Here is an 18982-nt window from a genome sequence, read left to right on the forward strand (position 1 = left end):
GCCATCCCGTCTTCCGCCCAGTGAGGTTGGTCCGCCATGTCTTCCCACCGCGAGGCTCCGGAGATCGCCAAGGATCCGGTCGCCGACAGCTCCGACCTGTACGCGTTCGTCAGCCCCGACAAACCCGACACGGTCACGCTGATCGCCAACTACGTGCCGTTGCAGCTCCCGTCCGGGGGCCCGAACTTCTTCGAGTTCGGCGACGACGTGCGGTACGAGATCCATATCGACAACGACGGCGACGGCCGTCCGGATGTCACCTACCGGTTCGAATTCACCACCGAGATCACCAACCCGAACAGCTTTCTCTACAACACCGGCCCGATCGACTCGCTCGACAGCAAGACCTGGAACCGGCGGCAGTTCTACAGCCTGACGAGGGTCGCCGACGGTCGTGCGCACCGGCTGGCGCACAAGCTGCCCTGCCCGCCGTGCAACGTCGGCCCGCTCTCCACCCCGAAGTACGCCGAGCTGGTGCGACAGGCGACGTTCTCGCTCTCCACCGGCGAGCGGGTCTTCGCCGGGCAGCGCGCCGACGGCTTCTTCGTCGACCTGGGGGCGATCTTCGACCTCGGGACGCTGCGGCCGTTCCAGCAGCTGCACGTCGCCGGAAAGAAGATCTTCAAGGCCGAGGGTGAGCCGGTCAACGCCACCGACCGGATGAACGTGCACAGCATTGCCGTACAGGTGCCGCTGGAGCGGGTGCGCCGGGCGGCCAAGCGGTACGGTGCCGGCGATCGGGCGTCGGTCATCGGGGTGTGGACCTCGGCCTCGCGCCGGCAGGTGCGCGTACGCGGCGACCGGGGCGGCGCGGACACCGCCACCGGCCCGTTCACCCAGGTCTCCCGGCTGGGAAATCCGCTGTTCAACGAGGTCGTCGTGCCCATGTCCAAGAAGGACCTGTGGAACTCGCTGCCGCCCTCGGAGGACAAGCGGTTCGCGCAGTTCGTCGAGCAACCGGAGTTGGCCGCGCTGCTGCCGGCGCTCTACCCGGACGTCTTCCCCAACCTGGACAAACTCAACAAGTCCAAGAAGGCCCGCGCCGACCTGGTGGCGATCTTGCTCACCGGCGTGCCCGCCGGGCTGATCGACGGCTTCACCAACACGACCGGCGACGTACAGGCCGACATGCTGCGGCTGAACACCGCGATCGCCCCGAACCGACGCCCCGACCGGTTCGGGGTGCTCGGCGGCGACCTGGCCGGCTTCCCGAACGGGCGGCGGGTCGGCGACGACGTGGTCAGCATCGCGCTGCGGGCGATCGCCGGGGTGACGGTGCCGCTGGTGGACAAGACGTTCCGACCCGACGCGGCGGCCGCCGCGGTCACCCCGGGGTTGAGCGCCGCCGACGTCACCGCGCCGTTCCTGGCAGGCTTCCCCTACCTGGGTACGCCGTACGACGGGTTCAACAACCCGCCGGCGGGTGCCTGATGCACGAGCACGCGTACGGACCCACCGAGACCGGCACTGTCGTTCTCGAACTGGGCGGCGACACCGGCGCTCTGATCATCTACACGAGCCCCGATCTGCGGGGCCGGGAGATCGAGATCAGTCGTGGCGACGAGCGGCGGGTTCACTCGGCGGTGCGGGAACGTCGGGTGCGGGACGGCTCGTTCCACAGTGCGCTCTATCCCGAGCTGCCCGGCGGCACCTATACCGTTTGGTGGGACGACCGTACGCCCGCCGGGACGATTTCTGTCCATGGTGGAGAGATAGCCGAGTTCACGTGGCCGAGCAGCGCTTTTGAGGTCGCCGGCTGATCCGTTCGCGCCTCCGTACCGACCGCGCCCCGTCCACATCGTGGATGGGGCGCGAGCGCTGTCCGCAGCTCGGCAGGCGGTCTGCGCCGCACCGCGTTAACCTGTCTCCCACCAAGATCAGCTTTGGGGTGTGGATGTCTGGCGCCACCGTGGCGGCTGACCTGTCCTGGGTGCGCCACGGGAGAAAAGTCGGGCAACTCGCCGGAGAGGGCGTTACTCGGCCGGGGTCTGAATCGATAGGGCAGGTTGCGAGGCTGGACGGCCAGAGTGGGCCGGCCGGGGTGTCGGGAGGGCGACTCCATTATCAAGTTTGGCTTGACGGCGCACGCATTACACGCGTGTAATTTGAATGGGGTTGTTCGCACGGAACGCAACAAAACGGGACCGGACGGACAAGCACGCCTTTCGCGTGGGGGGTTGCAGCGGCGATGACGCCGGTGCGCGACAAGGAGGCATTTGATGGACGGCCAGCTTGAGGTGGCCGACCTGCTCGGAAACGCGCCGGAGTGGCAGGAGCGGGCGCTCTGCTCGCAGACCGACCCCGAGGCGTTCTTTCCCGAGAAGGGCGGCTCGACCAGGGAGGCGAAGCGGATCTGCTCGCGCTGCGAGGTCAAAACCGAATGCCTCGAATACGCTCTGGGCCACGACGAGCGGTTCGGCATCTGGGGTGGGCTCTCCGAGCGGGAGCGGCGCAAGTTGAAGCGGCGGGCCGCCTGAGCAGTGCTCTGGGTGGCCTGGGCGGTGCTCTGAATGGCGTGGCGGTGCTTTGAGCGGCCCGTGGTGGTGCTCTGAGCGGCCCGTGGTGGTGCTCTGAGCGGCCCGTGGTGGTGCTTTGAGCGGCCTGAGCGGTGCGGAGTCCGGGTGGTGGGGGCCACCCGACTCGCATGTCCGCCCGGGTCGGGTCAGGCGAGTTCGTCGGGGTCGACCCCGAGGAGGTTCGCCACCTGTTCGATGATCACGTCATGCACGAGGTCGGCGAGGTCCTCACGGTCCATCGCCCGGAACTCGAGAGGCCGCCGGTACAGCACGATCCGCGGCGGCACCTCCTGTCGGCCCGGACGGCCGGGCAGCAGCCGGGCCAACGGGACCTCGCCGTCCTCCAGCACATCGGAGTCGTAGACGTTCAGGTCGGGCGGCACATCCTCGACCGCGAACTCGACCCCGGCCAGCTCCTTGGCGAACCGACGCTCCAGCGTCTCGACGGTGTCCAGCACCAGGTCGTCGAAGACCTCGGCCTTGGTCCGCGCCAACGGTACGGTGGCCGGCACCAGCCGCCCCCGCAGGCCGCGCCCGTGCCGGTCACGGTGCGCGCGCCGACCGGAGCCGGGGCGGCGGTGTTCCGGGCTCGTCATGAAGCAAAGGGTAGCGCCCAGGCGAGCCTGGCCAGCGGCAGCGCCGTTCCTGTGGCGCGGCGCGCCCTGGCAGGTCGACGGTGATGTGGCGGGGCGTGGTCTGTCGGGTCGACGGTGATGTGGCGGGGCGTGGTCTGTCGGGTCGACGGTGATGTGGCGGGGCGTGGTCTGTCGGGTCGAGGGTGATGTGGTGCGGCGTGGCCGGACGGGTCGGCGGTGGTGTGGTGCGGCGTGGCCGGGCGGGTCGACGGTGGTGTGGCGCGGCGTGGCCGGGCGGGTCGACGGTGGTGTGGCGCGGCGTGGCCGGACGGGTCGACGGTGATGTGGCGCGGCGTGGCCGGACGGTCAACTGTGATCACCACGACGGGCGTGTCGCAACGCGAAGCGGTGCGCCGGACCCGGTAATGGGGATACCCTGCCGCACGTGAGGTCACCACGGCGCTGCTCCCGTAACGGCTGCCCCCGGCAAGCGGTCGCCACATTGACCTATGTCTACAACGAGTCGACAGCGGTGGTGGGTCCGCTGGCGGCGTTCGCCGAGCCGCACACGTACGACCTGTGCGAGCCGCACGCCCGCAGCCTGACCGCCCCTCGTGGCTGGGACGTCGTCCGGCACGAGGGCGAGTTCGAGCCCCCGCCGCCCACCACCGACGACCTGGTGGCGCTCGCCGAAGCGGTCCGCGAAGCCGCCCGCCCGGCCCCGCGTCCTCCGGAGGACCCCAAGGACCGGTCCCACCCCGACCAGTCCCCCTCCACCGGCCGCCGAGGCCACCTCCGCGTAATCCCCCCCAACCACTAACCCCACCCCCCACCCCGTCCGGCGCAACCCCTGGGCAGCGCCGCCACCGTCCCGGCCCCTTCCCGGGTTGATCATGAAGTTATTGCCAAGACACGCCGTGGCGCGTGGCCATAACTTCATGATCAACGGGGCCGGGGCCGGGGCCGGGGTTGGGGCCGGGGTTGGGGTTGGGGTCGGGGCCGGGGTGGGGTGGGGTGGGTCTGGTTGGGGCGGGTGGGGGGGGCGTTGTGGGGGCGCTTTGGCGGCGTTTGACCGCCACACGCCGGTAGGGCACAGACAACGCTACCCAGCGTGGTTAGCATCCGCCGCAGCGTGCACCCGAGCGACCCGTCGGTGTGCGCCTGACGGACAGGAGGCGCCGGTGGCGAACGAGGCGTTGCGGGTGGCAATGGCGGAGGCGGGGGAGACTGTCGAGTCACTTGCCGCGCAGGTGAGCGTCGATCCCAAAACGGCTGGGCGGTGGCTTGCCACCGGGAGCGTTCCTCATCCGCGTACCCGGATCGCGGTGGCCCGGATCCTCGGCCGGGACGCGGCCGACCTCTGGCCTGAGCCGTTTCGCCGCCGGGACCTGCCGTGGTTCCGGCCGTGGGCCGAGCTGGAGCAGGACGCCACCGGCTTCCGGTGGTATGAGCCGTCGCTCGTGCCGGGCCTGCTCCAGACCGAGGGATACGCGCGGGCGGTGCTCAACACCGGCGGGCTGGTCGCACCGTCCGAGGTGGACCTCATCGTGGCCGGCCGCCTCGAACGGCAGGCGGTCCTGGGCCGCGATGACCCGCCGCAGCTCGTGGTGGTGATCGACGAGGTGGTGCTGCGTCGACTGGTCGGCGACCGCGCCGTGATGGCCGGGCAGTTGGCCCACCTGGCGGTGGTCGCGGAGTGGGAACACGTGCAGGTCCGCGTCATCCCGGCCGACGGCCCGTGGCACACCGGCCTGGCCGGCCCCTTCGTGCTGGGCCGCCTGCCCGACGGGACGGAATTGGCCTATCTCGACAACCAGCTCCGCGGCCAGGTCGTGACCGATCCCGTCGACGTGGCTAGCCTGGGACGCAGGTGGGAGAGTGTCGCCGGCGAGGCGTTACCGCAACGCCGGTCGACCGAGCTGATCAGGGAAGTGGCCACGACATGGACATGACCGAAGCCCGCTGGCGCACCGCGACCCGCAGCAGCAACAACGGCGGTGCCTGTGTCGAGGTGGCCGACAACCTGCCCGGTCGGGTGCTGGTGCGCGACAGCAAAGACCCCGACGGCGGCGCCCTGACCTTCCCGCCGGCCGCGTGGAGGTCCTTCGTCGAGGCCGTCCGATCACCGACCCCCGGCCGCTGAGCACAGCGCCGCTGAGCCCCGCGCCCCTGACCTGCGGCCGCTGAGCGCAGCCCCGCTGAGCGCAGCCCCGCTGAGCCCGGCGCGCCTGACCCACGGCCGCTGAGCACAGCGCCGCTGATCCACTCGGGTTCAAGGAAACCGCGGTATCCGAGGCCCCTGCAGGGCCCGCTTTCCTGAAAACCGAGTGGATCTAGCCCCCGCCCCGCCCGGCCGCCTGCCCCGACCCGCCCCGCCCGGACAAGACCGACCCGCCTCGACCGGACCGGCGTCGCGTACGGGAGCGCAGCGTCACCGACCACTCCACGGATGGCGACGGGCTGGCCCCGTTGGTGTGCTCGTGCTTGGGGTTTGCCATCGTGTCAGGCGTCCACGGCACCGACCCTGAGGAATCGTCATGCGCGCGCCCCTCCGGCCCTTCTCCCGGCGTGCACTGCTCACCGGCACTCTCGGCTCAACCGCGCTGCTCACCACCGGCGGCGGCCTCGCCACCGGCAGCCTCGCCACCGGCGGCAGTCTCGCCCTCGGTGGTCTCGCGATCGGCGGTCTGGCCGGCTGCGGCACCAGGGGCGCCCAGCAGACCGAGGCCGGCTGCGTCAGCGAGGACCTGTCCGGCACGGAGAAGACGCTCGCCTTCTCCAACTGGCCGCAGTACCTGGACGTGGACGAGAGGGACGAGTCCCGCCGACCCACCCTCGACGAGTTCGTCAGCAGGAGTGGCATCGAGGTTCGCTACACCGAGGACATCAACGACAACAACGAGTTCTTCGGCAAGGTGCGGAACCAGCTCGCCGCCTGCCAGAGCACCGACCGGGACATCATCGTGCTGAGCGACTGGATGGCGGCCCGGATGATCCGACTCGGCTGGGTCCAGAAGCTCGACCCGGCGAAGATTCCCAACGTACGGGCGAACCTGTTGCCGTCGCTGCGGGACCGCACCTACGACGCCGAGAGCCGGATCGCGATCCCGTGGCAGTGCGGCCTGGCCGGGTTGGCGTACAACGGCAACGTCACCACTGAGGTGCGGACGGTCGACGAGCTGCTGACCCGCCCCGACCTCAAGGGCAGGGTGACGGCGCTCAGCGAGATGCGCGACACGATGGGGCTGCTGCTCGGCGCGAACGGGCACGATCCGGCCAACTTCACGCCGGCCCAGTTCGACGACGCGCTCGCCAAGCTCAAGAGGGCCGTGGACTCCGGGCAGATTCGCAGGTTCACCGGCAACGACTACGCGCCGGAGCTGGCCAAGGGGGACATCGCCGCGTGCATCGGCTGGTCCGGGGACGTCATCCAACTGGCCGGTGAGGACGCCCGGGTCCGGTTCGTCGCGCCCGACTCCGGGGTGCTGCTGTACAGCGACGACATGTTGGTGCCCAACCGGGCCACCCACCGGGGCAACGCCGAGGCGCTCATCGACTACTACTACGAGCCGGCGGTCGCCGCGAAGCTCGCCGCGTACGTCAACTACATCTGCCCGGTGCAGGGCGCCCAGGCCGAGATGGAGAAGATCGACCCGGAGCTGGCGGCCAATCCGTTGATCTTCCCGGACGAGGCGCTGCTGGCGAAGTCCACGATGTTCATGGCCCTGGACGAGAAGCAGGAACGGGAGTACGAAAGCAAGTTCCAGCAGGTCATCGGAGCGTGACCGGAATGGTGCGCGAGACCCCCGGCGGCGACCTGCGGCTGGTCGACCTCACCAAACGGTTCGGCGTCGTGCCCGCTGTCGACGGCCTCGGCCTGACCGTCCGGGAGGGCTCGTTCTTCGCCCTGCTCGGCGCGTCCGGCTGCGGCAAGACCACCACCCTGCGGATGGTCGCCGGCCTGGAGGCGCCGACCAGTGGTCGGGTGCTGCTCGGCGACCGGGACATCACCGGGTTGCGACCGTACCGGCGACCGGTGAACACCGTGTTCCAGAGTTACGCGCTCTTCCCGCACCTCACCGTCTTCGAGAACGTCGCGTTCGGGCTGCGTCGGCGCGGCATCCGTCCGGTCCACGACGAGGTCACCCGGATGCTGTCGTTGGTGCAGCTCGACGCTTACCTCGACCGCCGTCCCGCGCAGCTCTCCGGCGGCCAGCAGCAACGGGTCGCGCTGGCCCGCGCGCTGGTCAACCGTCCGCAGGTGCTCCTGCTCGACGAGCCGCTGGGCGCGCTCGACCTGACCCTGCGCCGGCGGATGCAGGTCGAGCTGAAGCGCATCCAGACCGAGGTCGGCGTCACCTTCGTCCACGTCACCCACGACCAGGAGGAGGCCATGAGCATGGCCGACACGGTAGCGGTGATGAACGCCGGCCGGATCGAGCAGCAGGGCTCCCCGGCCGACATCTACGAGTTTCCCGCCACCGCGTTCGTCGCGAACTTCCTCGGCCAGTCCAACCTGCTCGACGGCGAGGCCACCGGCGTCAGTGGCGGCGACGTCGCGGTGACGGCGCACGGCGCGCGCTTCTCGGTGCCCGCCGGCCGCTGCCGGGCCGAGCACGGTCCGGTCCAGCTGGGGGTACGCCCGGAGAAGCTGCGTCTGGTCGGCTCCGCCGACCAGGTGCCCGTGGGGCATCAGCACGTCACCGGAGTCGTCACCGATGCCTCGTACCTGGGGGTCAGCACCCAGTACCTGCTGCGCACCGGCTGGGGCGCCGAGCTGTCGGTGTTCGCCGCCAACAGCGGCGCGGCGACGCCGATGCCGGTCGGCAGCACCGCTGTGGCGCACTGGGATCCACGGCACGCCTTCCTGCTGCGTGCGTCGTCGTGACCCGACCGGCCCGGAGCCGTCTCCTGCCGTACCTCCTGCTGCTGCCCGGTGCGGCCTGGCTGCTGCTCTTCTTCGGCGTGCCGCTGGCCCAGCTCGCGGCGGCCAGCCTGTACGACAGCAGCGGCTCACTCGCCACCGGCTACGCGATGACCTGGGCGTTCGGCAACTACCCGGACGTGGTGCAGGCGTACTGGCCGCAGTTCCTGCGCTCGTTCGGCTACGCCGGGTTGGCGCTGGTGCTGGCGCTGCTGCTGGGCTACCCGTTGGCGTACGCCATCGCGCTGAAGTCCGGCCGGTGGCGGAACCTGCTGCTGGTCTGCGTCGTCGCGCCGATGTTCACCAGCTTCCTGGTCCGCACACTGGCCTGGAAGACGATCCTGTCGGACAGCGGCGCGCTGGTGGGCTTCCTGCGTGACGTACACCTGCTCGCCCCGGACGGCCGGCTGCTGGCGACACCGTTCGCGGTGGTGCTCGGCCTGACCTACAACTTCCTGCCGTTCCTGGTGTTGCCGCTGTACGCGAGCCTGGAGCGGCTGGACCGTCGGCTGCTGGAGGCGGCCGCCGACCTGTACGCGAGCGGGGCGCAGGCGTTCCGTCGGGTGACACTGCCGCTGTCCCGCCCCGGCCTGGTCGCCGGCATGCTGCTGTTCTTCATTCCGGCCAGCGGCGACTACATCAATGCGGAGCTGCTGGGCACCCCGAACGAATACATGATCGGCAACGTCATCGACTCGGCGTTCCTGGTCCGGTTGGACTACCCGCAGGGCGCGGCGCTGTCCTTCCTGCTGATGGCGGTGATCCTGGTCGTGGTCGTCGGCTACCTGCGCCGGGTCGGCCCGGAGGAGGTCCGGTGAGCGCGAGGGGGCTCGGGTGAGGGTGTCGCGCTGGTTGGCGGACCGCTGGGTGCTGGTCGTGGCGCTGCTGGTGCTCGGCTACCTGGCGCTGCCGATCCTCGTGGTGGCGGCGCTGTCGTTCAACCGGCCGTCCAGCCGGCTGTCGTACGACTTCAACGAGTTCACGCTGGACAACTGGCGGCGACCGTGTGCCACCTCAGACATGTGCGACGCCGTGCTCCGCAGCGTGCAGATCGGCTTCCTCGCCACAGTGGCCGCCACGTTGCTCGGCACGCTGATGGCGTTCGCGTTGGTCCGGCACCGCTTCCGTGGCCGGTCCGGCATCAACGCGCTGGTCGTCCTGCCGATGGCCACCCCGGAGGTGGTGCTGGGCACGTCGCTGCTGGCGCTGTTCGTGTCCGCCGGGGTGCCGCAGGGCTTCTGGACCATCGTGATCGCACACGTGCTGTTCTGCGTGTCGTTCGTGGTGGTCACGGTGCGGGCGCGGCTGGCGGGAATGGACCGGCGGCTGGAGGAGGCCGCCATGGACCTGTACGCCACCGAGTGGCAGACCTTCCGGCGGATCACGCTGCCGTTGGCGCTGCCCGGCATCGCCGCCGCCGCGCTGCTGTCGTTCTCGTTGAGCTTCGACGACTTCATCGTCACGAACTTCACCGCCGGCACCACCGTCACCTTCCCGATGTACGTCTGGGGCGCCGCCCAGCGCGGCATCCCACCCCAGGTGAACGTCGTCGGTACCGCGATGTTCGGCATCGCGTTGCTGCTGGTCGGCGTCGCCTCGCTGACCGGTCGGCGGGCCCGACCCGGTGCGGGCCGGCCCGCTGACGGCATCGCGACAGATCCGCCGCCACCGTTGGAGGCGCGGTCGCGTACCCCATAGGAATGTTGGGTTTTCGCGGGTTTTGTGGGTGCTGGCACCCGCCCTATCGGCCCCGGACGGTCGACCCGCAGGGCTGACCACGAATGTCGACTCGTCGCCGCCGGTAGCGCCACCGACCCTTCCGGCCGGGCGAAAGACGCAGGTGACGAGCGCGATGGCGGATATTGCGCACGGTGTTTGCGACGACACTCATCGCCGTGACGATGCAACCACCACAGAATCTCCGACCGAACTGGTTCCGCCGAGCCAGCCCCGCCAGTCGGGCCGCCGTGATCCTCGGCTCGGTGGCCCTGTCGATCCTGTTGCTCTGCTGCACCGGCGCCGGCATCGTCGGCGCGCTCACCGACGAGCCGGAGCCCACCCGCACCGGCGCCGCAGCCGAGCAGGCGCAGCAGCCCATCGTGGCGGCGTCCACCGAGCCGACCGAGGAGACTCCCACACCGGCGGCGTCGCCGGAGGCCGTACCCTCCGACGCCCCGCCGCCGTCCGCCCCGCCGCCGTCCGCCGCCGCACCCGTCGTGCGGGTGACGACGGTGACGGAGAAGACCACCATCAGGTACGCCGAGCGGACCGTGCAGGACTCCTCGTTGGCCGAGGGCAAGCGCGTCGTCCGGACGAAGGGTGTGAACGGCATGCGCACCCTGACGTACGAGGTCACCACCACGGACGGCGTGCGGACGGCCAAGAAGCTGGTCACCTCGACGGTGACGAAGCGGCCGGTGACCCAGGTCGTCGCCGTCGGCACCAAGAAGCCACAGGCGTCCAGGTGCGACCCGAACTACAGCGGCTGCGTCCCGGTCGCCAGCGACGTCGACTGCGCCGGCGGCAGCGGCAACGGCCCGGCCTACGTCAGCGGCGTCGTCAAGGTCATCGGCACCGACATCTACGACCTGGACCGCGACAACGACGGCTACGGCTGCGACTAGCCCCCGCGCCCTCGCGTCCCTGGTCCCTGGTCCCCGCGTCCCTGGTCCCCGCGTCCCTGGTCCCCGCGTCCCTGGTCCCCGCGTCCCCGGTCCCCCGCGATCTTGCACTTTCTGTGTTCTTTTTTTCTCGCATAAAGGGCATAACGTCGACAGGAAGTGCAAGATCGCGGGGGCCAAGGAGGGGCCAAGGGCGGGGGCCAAGGGCGGGGGCCAAGGAGGGGCCAAGGAGGGGGCCAAGGGCGGGGAGCGGGGGTGGGGCGGGGTGGGCTTGTAGCACGGGGGGTGGGGGTGGCGGGGGTTGTCCACAGGTCTGTTTGTTGTCCACAGGTGGGGCCGGCGGGGCTGTTCTTCGGGGCGGTGTTCGGCAGCCTGCCGCCATGGCTACTCAGTTGTGGCGCACCGACGCGCTGATGCGGGAGCTCACCGTCGGGCGACTACGCACCCGGCTCGGTCGCGAGGAGCTGTTCCGGGTGCGCAGAGGCATCTACGCCGATCAGGTCTGTGGTGACGACGACGTGCTTCGGGCGTTGCTGCTCCGGCTGCCCGACGGGGCGATGTTGGCACGGCAGAGCGCCGCCCGCCGGCACGGGTTCGGTGTGCTGAGGGAGGATCTGGTCCATATTCACCTGCCTGCCGAGGTGTGGAAGCCCCGGCTGCCCGGTGTGGTCGTACACCGGTCGGTTTTGCCTGTGCGGCCCGTGTACGTCGGCGGCCTGCCCTGCGTGCCGGCGGCGCGCTGTGCCGTTGAGCTGGCCCGCGCTGTACGACGGCTCGACGCCCTGCCGGTCCTCGATGCCGCGCTCCGGTCCGGGGTGGTCACCCGGGACGAGCTGCTGGCGGAGGCCGCGGCGCACGACGGTCTGCGTGGCGTACGGCAGGTGCGGCAGCTCATACCCCTGGCGGACGGCCGGGCGGAGTGTCGGCAGGAGAGCCAACTGCGGCTGATCCTGATCGACGGCAGGTTGCCTCCACCTGAGCCGCAGTTGTGGGTGATGGACCGCCAGGGGATCCCGCTGTACCGGCTGGACCTGGGTTATCGCGAGCGTCGGATCGGCATCGAGTACGACGGGCTGTCGCACCTGAATCGTGAACGCCTCGGGCGGGACCGGGAGCGGGTCAACTGGCTGGCCGCGGCCGGCTGGAGGATGCGGTACTTCACCGACCGCGACCTCTACCGCCGTCCCCATCACATCACCGCAACGATCCGCACCGCCCTCGGCTGATCCCCACCCGCCCCGAACCCCCACGCCCCCGGATCCAACCTGGCCGCTGCGGCTCACCCTGCCGCCCTCCCTCACCTCGTCGATCTTGCACTTGCTGTTGGTTATTCGTACTGAATTGCGCCTTATGTGAGCACCGAAAGTGCAAGATCGCGCGGGGCGAGGGCGGGGGGCGAGGGCGGGGTGGGGTGGGGGCGGGGCGGGGGCGGGGTGGGGCGGGGGCGGGGTGGGGTGGGGTGGGGTGGGGTGGGGTGGGCACGAAGCCGGCGCGGGTCTGGCTGGGGATGGTTTGCCCGTCGGACAGCCCCGTGGAGGATGGCTGCGGCGGGTGCTTACAGAACCCTTAACCCGGGCCTGCCACGGTATGCCCGGCAAGCCGATCTCGGGGGAGCGGACAACGTGCGGGTGCTGGTGGCGGACGACGAACGGTTGTTGGCGGACATGGTGGCCGAAGGGCTGCGTCGCCTGTCGATGGCCGTCGACGTCTGCTACGACGGGGACGGCGCGCTGGAGCGGGTCGGGGTGCACCGCTACGACGTCGCGGTGCTGGACCGGGACATGCCCGGGCACACCGGGGACGAGGTGTGTCGCAGCATCGCCGACTCGCAGGTCGGCACCCGGGTGCTGCTGCTCACCGCGGCGGCCGGCATCCGGGACCGGGTGGAGGGGCTCGGTCTCGGCGCTGACGACTACCTGACCAAGCCGTTCGCCTTCGCCGAACTGGTGGCCCGGGTGCAGGCGCTCGGCCGCCGCTCCACCCCGGCGCTGCCCCCGGTGCTCAGCCGGGACGGCCTGGCGCTCGACGTGGGCCGGCACGTGGCCACCCGGGACGGCCGCCCGCTCGCGTTGAGCCCGAAGGAGTTCGCGGTGCTGCACGTGCTGCTGCGGGCGGACGGGCAGGTGGTGAGCGCCGAGGAGTTGCTGGAGCAGGCGTGGGACGAGTTCGCCGATCCGTTCACCAACGCCGTACGGGTCACCGTCATGACCCTGCGCAAGAAGCTCGGTGACCCCGCGATCATCCACACCGTGCCGAAGGCCGGCTACCGCATCGGCGGCCCGGCGTGAGCTGGACGCCCCGACGTCGGGTGCTGCTGGTGGGGCTGTTGGCGCTCCTGGCCGGGCCGGTGCTACCCGCGATGGGCAAGGTCGTGGCCGTGGCCAGCTGGAGCTGGGGGCAGCAGTTCTGCGACCTGCCGGTGCCCGGGCTGAGCACGGTCTGCGCCGACCTGCGCCCGGGAGCGTCCGTACTGCCCCTGTTGGCCGTGCTGCTGGTCACGGTGGCCGCGCTGGTGGCGCTCTGGTTCGGCGCGGCGTGGTGCCTGCGGCCGGTCGTCGACCTGGCCGGTCCGATCGGCCACCTCGGCCCGCAGAACCTCGGTCACCGGATCAGGCCCCGGGGCAGCGACGAACTGGCCCGGCTGTCCCGGGCGATCGACGAGATGATGGAACGCGTCTCCGCCGGCTACGAGGGGCAGCGGCGGTTCGCCGCGAACGCCTCGCACGAGCTGCGTACGCCCCTCGCGGTGCAGCGGACGCTCATCGAGGTCGGCATGGCCCGCGCGCTCAACCCCGACCAGTTGGAGCTGTTGACGGGCCAACTGTTGGAGACCAACGAGCGCAACGAGCGGCTGATCGAGGGTCTGCTCGCGCTGAGCGAGAGCGACCAGGGCCTGCGCTCGCGGATTCCGCAGCGGCTCGACACGATCGTCGAGGCGGTGCTCGCCTCGTACCAGGACCGGGCCCGGGAGGCGGGAGTCACCATCGACACCCACCTCGCACCCCGGATCGTCGTCGGCGAGCGGGTGCTGCTGGAGCGCCTGGTCACCAACCTGGTGGAGAACGGGATCAAGTACAACCGGCGTGGCGGCTCGCTGACCGTCGCCGTGAGCGGCGTACCCGCGCTGTCGGTGGTCAACACCGGCCAGCCGGTGCCGGCCGAGGCGGTGGCCGGGCTCTTCGAGCCGTTCCGTCGGCTCGCCCGCGACCGCACCTCACACGGCGGCGGGGCCGGCCTCGGCCTGGCCATCGCCCGCTCGATCACCCAGGCGCACGACGGCATCATCGCGGCCCGGCCCGCCGAGCACGGCGGTCTGCGGGTCGACGTCCAGCTACCCCAACTGACCTGACGTTTCCATCCACCTGCTCACGGGGTCCGCGTACCGCTGGGCCCCGCCTGAGGCATGCCCGTGAACAGAAAGGCAAGTCGATGTCACGCACTGTTGACCAGGTTCGGGTCGATGTTCCGGAGGCCGCCCGCTGGCTCGCCGGCCGTGTGGCCCGCACCCCGGTGCTGCGGTCCCCGGTGATCGACGAACTCGCCGGGGCGCGGGTCCTGCTCAAGGCGGAGAACCTCCAGCACGGCGGGTCATACAAGATGCGCGGCGCGTTGCGGTCGGTCGGCCGGCTCGCGGCGGCCGGGCACACCGGTGTGATCGCGCAGAGCACCGGCAACCACGCGGTGGCGGTGGCCCTGGCGGCCCGGCGGCACAAGCTCGCGGCGACGGTGGTGCTGCCGCTCGACGCGTCCCCGACGAAGATCGACCGGGCCCGAGCGGCCGGGGCGCGGGTGGTGTTCGCCGGCACCGACGTCCAGGAGCGGGTGGCGTTGGCCGCCGAGCTGAGCGACGACACCGGGCACCCCGTGGTCGACGCCTACGACCACCCCGACGTCATCGCCGGGCAGGGCACCGCCAGCCTGGAACTCATTGAGGAGGCCGAGCGGGCGGGCACGCCGTTGGACGCGCTCGTCGTACCGGTGGGTGGTGGTGGCGGGGTGGCCGGCGCGTGCCTGGCCGCGGCCGGCACCGGCATCGAGGTGTACGGCGTCGAGCCGGCGGGTTGCGACTCGCTCGCCCGCAGCCTGGCGGCGGGCGAGCGCGTCACTGTCGCGCCCACGCCGACCATCGCGGACGGGCTGCGGCCCTCGTGTGTGGGCGAGTTGCCGTTCGCCATCGTGCGGGACGCGGTGCGGGGCGTCATCCGGGTGGACGACGACGAGATCGCGGCGGCGTTCCGACTGCTCCTGATGGAGCTGAAGGTGGTCGCCGAGCCGTCCGGCGCGGCGGGCCTGGCCGGCGCGCTCCGGCTCGCGCCCGGGAACGGCGCGCTGCCGGATCGGAGGCGGACCGTCGGCGTGGTGCTGACCGGCGGCAACGTGGAGGCGGCGATGGTCGCCCGGCTGCTGGCGCACGGGGCCGCCGAGGCGGCGAGCGCGCAGGGACCCGCCGGGGCGACGACCGCGCAGGGACCCGCCGAGGCGACGGCCGCGCAGGGGGTGGCGGCATGAGCGCGCCCACCCGGATCGGCATCCTGTTCGGCGGGCCCTCGGCGGAGCACGAGGTGTCCTGCGCCTCCGCGCTCGGGGTGGCTCGGGCGCTCGCCGGGGGCGGTTACCGAACCGTCGCCATCGGCGTCACTCGTGGCGGCGGCCTCCGACTGATGCCCGACGCGTTGCTGGCCGAGCTGCGCGACCGGCCGGCCGCCGAGCGGGCCATCGACGACCAGTTGGTGGTGACCGGGCCGGCGGTGGAGCTGCGCCGCGGTCCGTTCGCGGGTGTCGTGCAGGTGTTCGCCGGCAACGCGCCCGGCGCGGTGCACGCCGAGCTGGACGTCATCTTCCCGGTGCTGCACGGCCCGTTCGGCGAGGACGGCGTGGTGCAGGGGCTGCTCGAGTCGCTGAACGTGCCGTACGTCGGCTGCGGCATCCTGGCCTCGGCGGTGGGCATGAACAAGGTCGCGATGAAGCGGGCGCTGCGGGCCGAGGGTATCCCGGTCACCCCGTACGTCGCGTTCGACGCCCAGACGTACCGGGAGGTGGAGGACCCGGAGGAGCTGGTGCGGGGGCTGACCCGGCCGCTCTTCGTCAAGCCGGCCAGCATGGGCTCCTCGATCGGCATCTCCCGGGTCGACGACGGCGACGACCTGGCCGCCGCCGTGGAGGAGGCGCTTCGCCACGACCAACACGTCCTGGTCGAGCAGGGGATCGCCGCCCGGGAGCTGGAGTGCGCGGTGCTCGGCGGCTGGCGCCCCGAGGCGTCGGCGGTCGGCGAGGTACGCGTCGCCGGTGGCTGGTTCGACTACCAGCAGAAGTATTTCGGCGTCGCCGACCCGATGATCGTCCCGGCCGTGCTGCCGGACGAGGTGACGGCGGCGGTCCGCGAGCTGTCGCTGCGCGCGTTCGCCGCGATCGGCGGTTGGGGCCTGGCCCGGGTCGACTTCCTCTACGAGGAGACGACCGGCGCGCTGTACGTCAACGAGCTGAACACCATGCCCGGCTTCACCGCGCACTCGATGTACCCGAAGGTGTGGGCCGCCGCCGGTGTCAGCTACCGCGAGGTGGTGGACCGGCTCGTCGAGCTGGCCCACACCCGGCACGCCGGACGACCGGCGAGCACCGTGGGGAGCCTCCGGTGATCCTGCTCTCCGACCCCCGGGTGGCGGCCGTACCCAGCTCCGACGACGGCGACCCGTTGGTGGACCTGCGTGCGGTGCCGGAGTTGCGGCTCGACGGCCGGGCGGCCGACCCGGCCGGGGCGTACGCCCGCCTGCGGGCCGGTGTGGTCGACCGCCTGCTGGCCGCGCAGCGGGCCCTGCCGGCCGGGTTGCGACTGCTCGTCGTCGAGGGCTACCGGCCGTACCGGGCGCAGTTGGCCATCTTCACCGGCTACCGGGACGAACTGCGTCGGCGACACCCGGACTGGTCGCCCGAGCGGGTGCACCGGGAGACCACCAAATTCGTCTCACCCGTCGAGGTGGCGCCACACAGCACCGGCGGTGCCGTGGACCTGACGCTGTGCACCGACGACGGCGTCGAACTGGACCTGGGCACGGAGATCGACGCCACCCCGGAGGACAGCGCGGACGCCTGCTTCACCGACGCGCCGGCGATCGGCGCCACCGCCCGCCGACACCGGCAGATCATGGTGGACGCCCTCGGCGGCGCGGGGATGGTGAACTACCCGACCGAGTGGTGGCACTGGTCGTACGGCGACCGTTACTGGGCGCTGATCACCGGTGCGCCGCAGACCCGATACGGGCCTGTCGACCTGGCCGCCGTGCGATCCATACCGGTGCCGGCTGAACGGTAGCGGCCTGCCGTCCGTACCAGGCGGTGACGAAAACACCGAGGACGGGAGTGACGGCGATGAGGGTGCAGCGCAGGCACGTGCTGGCGGCGAGCGTGGCGGTGCTCGCCGCGGCAGGTGTGGCGGTCGGGACCAGCCTGGGGTTCGCCGGCACCGAGCCGGCACGGGCGTCCGTCTGCTCCGGCTCGGTCACCTTCTCGGCGGAGGGCGGCGCGCCGGCCGCGACCAGCGACCGCTTCCCGGTGGGCACCCGGCTGCGGGTGACCAACCTGGACAACAACCGGGCGGCCACGGTGACGGTGACCGGGCCGTCCGGGAGCTGCGTGCTGCTCAACGCCGCCGCCATGGAGCTGGTCCGGGAGCCCGGCAAGAACGTCGTCCGTCGCAACGTGGTGGAGCGCGTCGACGGCGCGGCGCCGCCCGCCGCAGCGCCAGCCCCCGGCACGGTACGCCCCGGCGCCGCGTCGCCGGGCGCGTCCGGACCGGCGCCCCGGTCGGCGTGCTCGGGCGCGATCACCTTCTTCGAGGAGGCCGCCGGCCCGGGGGCGACCAGCGGGCAGTTCCCGGTGGGCACCCGGCTACGGGTGACCAACCTGGACAACAACCGGGCGACCACCGTGACGGTGACCGGACCGTCGGGAAGCTGCGTGCTGCTCAACTCGGCCGCCATGGAGCAGATCCGCGAGCCGGGTAAGAACCTCGTGCGCCGCAACACCGTCGAGGTGCTGCGCTGAGCCGGGGGGCTGGGCCCGGCGACCGGGTCCCGCCCTCCGGGATCAGCCGCTCCGGTCGGCCTGCCAGGTGCCGTCGTCGTGGACCCGCGCGGGGGCCCGGCCGAGCAGGAGCGTCGTCAGCGCGGCGTCGATGGTGTCGCCGAGGAACCAGTCGCCGGCCTGGTCCAACGCGAAGACCCGGCCCCGCTCGTCCACCGCCAGGATGCTGTCCTGTTGTTCGGTGCCGATCGGGAACAGGCGGGAGCCGAGGACCGCGCCGAAGTCCGCGAGGGTGTCCGCGGTGTGCGCGATGGTGTGCGGGCGGATGTCGAACCGGGAGATCCACACCTGCGCGCCGCGGCCCCGCCGGGCGCCGACCAGGCTGGGGAAGGCGGTGAGCGCCTCGACGGCCGCGGGAAACGCCTCGTGCCGGTGCGTACGCCCCGACACCGCCGTCACGTCCCGTACCGCGGCGGCGGCCATGAGTTGGTCGCCGATGTGCGGTTGCCACCCGGCCGCCACCAACGCGTTGGCCACCTCCGCCGGGAACCGGCCGGGATCGGGGTCGGGTGCCGCCGGCGCCCGCCACGGCTCGATGTGCGCGCGCGCCGACTCCGGTAGGACGTTCGCCCGCACCAGGAAGGCGATGCACGAGTCGCAGGGCAGGTCGGCCGGCCCACCGGCGGGATCGCCCGGTTCCCGTACCCGGAAGACCTCCAGGCGGGCGCGCTCCAGCAGTGCGGCCGCCTCGGCCCTGCCCATCGGCGCGATGCCCTCGGCGGCCCGGCGATGGTCGTACTCGTGCAGGACGTCGGAGACCACGATCAGCTCGGCGTGCGCCTCCCCGCCCCGGACCAGACCGCCGGGCGGTAGCTGGGCCAGGTAGTCGCGTACGAGCGGGTGGTGGTTGAGCGGCACCTCGGCTCTCGTGCCCTGGGCCGTCCAGATCCGCCCGTCGATCGTCAGGTGCGCCTCGGTGTTCGGGGTCGGTCCACGATGGATCTGCCGGACCAGCAGGCTCGACGGGTCGACGGTGCGCGGAGCGGTCGGCCCGGCGGGCTGGCTGCGCCGGTACAGCTCCGCGACCACCGAGCTCGGCACCCGGGGCCAGGTGGTCACAGCTCCGGTCTGCTTGTCGATGACGGTGGTGGGCAGGTCACCAGGCACCGTGCGCGCCTCGGTGGGCACGACCGACGTGATGACGTAGCCGAGGTCGAACTCGTCGACCATCGCTGTGCACTCATGGCCGAGGCGCTGCGAGTCGCGGCGGGCCCAGGTGGCCGCCAGCTGCTCCGCCTGTTCGCGGTCGATCACACACTGAAACTA

20 protein-coding genes are annotated in these 18982 nt (G+C 71.7%); 18 read left to right on the plus strand and 2 right to left on the minus strand.

The genetic code is table 11. The features are described 5' to 3' along the window. Positions 1-36 precede the first annotated feature (36 nt). From O7634_RS14615 to O7634_RS14625, 3 genes are all read left to right on the plus strand, one after another. Positions 37-1431, plus strand: coding sequence for a DUF4331 domain-containing protein (locus tag O7634_RS14615; protein ID WP_278150671.1), 1395 nt, complete (start codon positions 37-39; stop codon positions 1429-1431). Next, positions 1431-1760, plus strand: coding sequence for a phospholipase (locus tag O7634_RS14620; protein WP_278150672.1), 330 nt, complete (start codon positions 1431-1433; stop codon positions 1758-1760). Before O7634_RS14615 ends, O7634_RS14620 begins: the two co-directional genes overlap by 1 nt. A 459-nt stretch (positions 1761-2219) precedes the next feature. Further along, positions 2220-2477, plus strand: coding sequence for a WhiB family transcriptional regulator (locus O7634_RS14625; protein WP_007455784.1), 258 nt, complete (start codon positions 2220-2222; stop codon positions 2475-2477). A gap of 185 nt (positions 2478-2662) precedes the next feature. Here the strand turns inward: O7634_RS14625 and O7634_RS14630 are convergent, their stop codons facing one another. Further along, on the minus strand, positions 2663-3112 hold the full coding sequence (locus tag O7634_RS14630) for a metallopeptidase family protein (RefSeq protein ID WP_074316962.1): 450 nt from the start codon (positions 3110-3112) through the stop codon (positions 2663-2665). A gap of 424 nt (positions 3113-3536) precedes the next feature. Between O7634_RS14630 and O7634_RS14635 the strand changes: the two genes are divergently transcribed. The 15 genes from O7634_RS14635 (at position 3537) to O7634_RS14705 (ending at position 17677) form a co-directional block, all read left to right on the plus strand. Further along, positions 3537-3911 carry a DUF3499 domain-containing protein gene (locus O7634_RS14635; RefSeq protein ID WP_278150673.1) on the plus strand — a complete coding sequence of 125 codons (375 nt, stop codon included), beginning with the start codon at positions 3537-3539 and terminating at the stop codon, positions 3909-3911. A gap of 388 nt (positions 3912-4299) precedes the next feature. Beyond that, entirely contained in the window at positions 4300-5043 is a 744-nt protein-coding gene (locus tag O7634_RS14640) for a DUF5753 domain-containing protein (protein ID WP_278153976.1), read from the plus strand. Continuing rightward, positions 5034-5234: a DUF397 domain-containing protein gene (locus O7634_RS14645; RefSeq protein ID WP_278150674.1), complete on the plus strand. Its 201-nt coding sequence runs from the start codon at positions 5034-5036 to the stop codon at positions 5232-5234. Before O7634_RS14640 ends, O7634_RS14645 begins: the two co-directional genes overlap by 10 nt. Before the next feature lie 394 nt (positions 5235-5628). Beyond that, positions 5629-6876 carry a spermidine/putrescine ABC transporter substrate-binding protein gene (locus tag O7634_RS14650; RefSeq protein WP_278150675.1) on the plus strand — a complete coding sequence of 416 codons (1248 nt, stop codon included), beginning with the start codon at positions 5629-5631 and terminating at the stop codon, positions 6874-6876. A 5-nt stretch (positions 6877-6881) separates the two neighbouring features. Further along, positions 6882-7979 carry an ABC transporter ATP-binding protein gene (locus tag O7634_RS14655; RefSeq protein WP_278153977.1) on the plus strand — a complete coding sequence of 366 codons (1098 nt, stop codon included), beginning with the start codon at positions 6882-6884 and terminating at the stop codon, positions 7977-7979. After that, positions 7976-8833, plus strand: coding sequence for an ABC transporter permease (locus O7634_RS14660; RefSeq protein ID WP_278150676.1), 858 nt, complete (start codon positions 7976-7978; stop codon positions 8831-8833). The genes O7634_RS14655 and O7634_RS14660 overlap by 4 nt, the downstream gene beginning before the upstream one ends. Positions 8834-8849: 16 nt before the next feature. Continuing rightward, a complete protein-coding gene (locus O7634_RS14665; protein ID WP_278150677.1) occupies positions 8850-9713 on the plus strand; it encodes an ABC transporter permease in 864 nt (287 codons plus the stop codon). A gap of 203 nt (positions 9714-9916) precedes the next feature. After that, on the plus strand, positions 9917-10639 hold the full coding sequence (locus tag O7634_RS14670; protein ID WP_278153978.1) for a G5 domain-containing protein: 723 nt from the start codon (positions 9917-9919) through the stop codon (positions 10637-10639). Positions 10640-11016: 377 nt separating this feature from the next. Beyond that, on the plus strand, positions 11017-11862 hold the full coding sequence (locus tag O7634_RS14675; RefSeq protein WP_278150678.1) for a DUF559 domain-containing protein: 846 nt from the start codon (positions 11017-11019) through the stop codon (positions 11860-11862). Positions 11863-12258: 396 nt separating this feature from the next. Then, positions 12259-12924 (plus strand): response regulator transcription factor, encoded by a 666-nt coding sequence (locus tag O7634_RS14680; RefSeq protein WP_278150679.1) that lies wholly within the window; start codon positions 12259-12261, stop codon positions 12922-12924. Next, entirely contained in the window at positions 12921-13985 is a 1065-nt protein-coding gene (locus O7634_RS14685) for a HAMP domain-containing sensor histidine kinase (RefSeq protein WP_278150680.1), read from the plus strand. The genes O7634_RS14680 and O7634_RS14685 overlap by 4 nt, the downstream gene beginning before the upstream one ends. An 80-nt stretch (positions 13986-14065) precedes the next feature. Next, the gene (locus tag O7634_RS14690; RefSeq protein WP_278150681.1) at positions 14066-15145 is read left to right on the plus strand and encodes a pyridoxal-phosphate dependent enzyme; all 1080 of its coding nucleotides are present in this window, start codon (positions 14066-14068) and stop codon (positions 15143-15145) included. Further along, complete coding sequence (locus O7634_RS14695) at positions 15142-16272, plus strand: D-alanine--D-alanine ligase family protein (RefSeq protein ID WP_278150682.1); 1131 nt, start codon at positions 15142-15144, stop codon at positions 16270-16272. Before O7634_RS14690 ends, O7634_RS14695 begins: the two co-directional genes overlap by 4 nt. Next, entirely contained in the window at positions 16269-16946 is a 678-nt protein-coding gene (locus O7634_RS14700; RefSeq protein WP_278150683.1) for a M15 family metallopeptidase, read from the plus strand. Before O7634_RS14695 ends, O7634_RS14700 begins: the two co-directional genes overlap by 4 nt. A 56-nt stretch (positions 16947-17002) precedes the next feature. Then, positions 17003-17677 (plus strand): hypothetical protein, encoded by a 675-nt coding sequence (locus O7634_RS14705; protein ID WP_278150684.1) that lies wholly within the window; start codon positions 17003-17005, stop codon positions 17675-17677. Positions 17678-17719: 42 nt separating this feature from the next. On the opposite strand, the gene O7634_RS14710 is transcribed toward O7634_RS14705, so the two are convergent. Continuing rightward, positions 17720-18970, minus strand: coding sequence for an SUKH-3 domain-containing protein (locus O7634_RS14710; RefSeq protein ID WP_278150685.1), 1251 nt, complete (start codon positions 18968-18970; stop codon positions 17720-17722). Positions 18971-18982: the final 12 nt, after the last annotated feature.

The organism is Micromonospora sp. WMMD1120 (genome assembly GCF_029626235.1).
Lineage (GTDB): Bacteria > Actinomycetota > Actinomycetes > Mycobacteriales > Micromonosporaceae > Micromonospora.

Coding starts and splice junctions, on each gene's coding strand:
- O7634_RS14705 (WP_278150684.1), top strand. CDS start 17,003: ATGAGGGTGCAGCGCAGGCACGTGCTGGCGGCGAGCGTGGCGGTGCTC.
- O7634_RS14630 (WP_074316962.1), bottom strand. CDS start 3,112: ATGACGAGCCCGGAACACCGCCGCCCCGGCTCCGGTCGGCGCGCGCAC.
- O7634_RS14670 (WP_278153978.1), top strand. CDS start 9,917: ATGCAACCACCACAGAATCTCCGACCGAACTGGTTCCGCCGAGCCAGC.
- O7634_RS14620 (WP_278150672.1), top strand. CDS start 1,431: ATGCACGAGCACGCGTACGGACCCACCGAGACCGGCACTGTCGTTCTC.
- O7634_RS14690 (WP_278150681.1), top strand. CDS start 14,066: ATGTCACGCACTGTTGACCAGGTTCGGGTCGATGTTCCGGAGGCCGCC.
- O7634_RS14625 (WP_007455784.1), top strand. CDS start 2,220: ATGGACGGCCAGCTTGAGGTGGCCGACCTGCTCGGAAACGCGCCGGAG.
- O7634_RS14655 (WP_278153977.1), top strand. CDS start 6,882: ATGGTGCGCGAGACCCCCGGCGGCGACCTGCGGCTGGTCGACCTCACC.
- O7634_RS14675 (WP_278150678.1), top strand. CDS start 11,017: ATGGCTACTCAGTTGTGGCGCACCGACGCGCTGATGCGGGAGCTCACC.
- O7634_RS14695 (WP_278150682.1), top strand. CDS start 15,142: ATGAGCGCGCCCACCCGGATCGGCATCCTGTTCGGCGGGCCCTCGGCG.
- O7634_RS14615 (WP_278150671.1), top strand. CDS start 37: ATGTCTTCCCACCGCGAGGCTCCGGAGATCGCCAAGGATCCGGTCGCC.
- O7634_RS14650 (WP_278150675.1), top strand. CDS start 5,629: ATGCGCGCGCCCCTCCGGCCCTTCTCCCGGCGTGCACTGCTCACCGGC.
- O7634_RS14640 (WP_278153976.1), top strand. CDS start 4,300: ATGGCGGAGGCGGGGGAGACTGTCGAGTCACTTGCCGCGCAGGTGAGC.
- O7634_RS14645 (WP_278150674.1), top strand. CDS start 5,034: ATGGACATGACCGAAGCCCGCTGGCGCACCGCGACCCGCAGCAGCAAC.